Genomic DNA, 1,160 nt, shown 5'->3' with positions numbered 1-1,160 from the left:
TCTAACCCCAAAGAAGTGATCCCCTCTATATTGTCAAAGGCAAAGTTGACATTATGGGGTAAACGATAATTGGCGGTGCCCGTTCAGCCGCACCCCGGGTATCGTCCTCTTCGATTCCCCGAATCAGGGCATCCCGCATCTTTTCCAGGCGCTGCAATTCAGCGTCCATATCGCGCTGAGCGATAACTGCTGCCTGCCCCAAACCTGCGATTCCAGGTAGATTCTGTGTACCTGAGCGATACCCCCCTTCCTGCCCTCCACCACGCAGCGGAGGTGCGAAGGGTGTGCCTCGCCGCACATACAGTGCCCCCACCCCTTTTGGCCCATAAAACTTGTGGCCTGAAAGGGAGAGGAGATCTACACCTAACTGCTTTACATCCAGCGGGATATGCCCGACGGTCTGCACAGCATCCACATGGAAAGGTATCCCGTTTTTTCGGGCGATAGAGGCTATCTCTGCCACCGGTTCTATAGTTCCCACTTCATTATTGGCATGCATGATCGAAATAAGTGCTGTTTCCTTTTTGATAGCCCGCCTTACATCATCCGGATCAACTAGTCCATCACTGTCCACCGGCAGATAAGTAACACTGCAGTCAAGATGCTCGGCCAGGCAGGCACAGGTGTTCAGCACAGCATGATGCTCTATGGATGAGGTAATGATATGAGAGCCGCGCCCTTTGATGGGAGCATACAACCCCCCCACAGCGCCAGGTTATCAGACTCTGTCCCCCCACTGGTAAAAAATATCTCTTCCGGCCGGGCACAGATGAGACCTGCCACCTCTTTGCGCGCTTTCTCCAGAAGGCCTTTGGCCTCCCTACCGATGGCATAAGGGCTGGAAGGATTTCCGAAACAATTATTCATCACATCACACATTATAGCAGCTACTTCATGATGAACAGGCGTTGTGGCCGCATGGTCGAGGTAGATCATGATCTACCCCTCTTACTGCCGGGAACTTCCCCGTCGGCAGATACATAGTTCGCCAGGAATCACCGGAATCATCTTGCAGGTGAAACCTTTCCCTCCACAGCCCGTCTGTACAGATAATCCTGCATCGCTTCGTAAAGAGCATCAGCAGCCATATTGGAGCAGTGCCTTTTCTCCGGCGGCAGTCCACCCAGTGCCTTTTCCACAACCTCATTGGTGATCTCCAT

At 52.9% G+C, this 1,160-nt stretch carries 3 protein-coding genes; all 3 read right to left on the bottom strand.

Annotated elements, in window-relative coordinates; translation table 11 throughout:
* Positions 1 to 25: 25 nt before the first annotated feature.
* Positions 26 to 697: a cysteine desulfurase family protein gene (locus SSCH_RS06595; RefSeq protein WP_198142222.1), complete on the bottom strand. Its 672-nt coding sequence runs from the start codon at positions 695 to 697 to the stop codon at positions 26 to 28.
* Positions 646 to 936, bottom strand: a complete 291-nt coding sequence (locus SSCH_RS20860) for an aminotransferase class V-fold PLP-dependent enzyme (protein WP_052835406.1) — start codon at positions 934 to 936, stop codon at positions 646 to 648. The genes SSCH_RS06595 and SSCH_RS20860 overlap by 52 nt, the downstream gene beginning before the upstream one ends.
* Positions 937 to 1,004: 68 nt before the next feature.
* Positions 1,005 to 1,160, bottom strand: coding sequence for an iron-sulfur cluster assembly scaffold protein (locus tag SSCH_RS21820; RefSeq protein ID WP_044664776.1), 156 nt, complete (start codon positions 1,158 to 1,160; stop codon positions 1,005 to 1,007).

Source organism: Syntrophaceticus schinkii, assembly GCF_000946815.1.
GTDB lineage: Bacteria > Bacillota > DSM-12270 > Thermacetogeniales > Thermacetogeniaceae > Syntrophaceticus > Syntrophaceticus schinkii.
This window is presented reverse-complemented; position numbering and strand designations above follow the sequence as displayed.

Excerpts from the sequence above, each read along its gene's own strand:
- SSCH_RS20860 (WP_052835406.1), bottom strand. The coding sequence starts at position 936 with ATGATCTACCTCGACCATGCGGCCACAACGCCTGTTCATCATGAAGTA.
- SSCH_RS21820 (WP_044664776.1), bottom strand. The coding sequence starts at position 1,160 with ATGGAGATCACCAATGAGGTTGTGGAAAAGGCACTGGGTGGACTGCCG.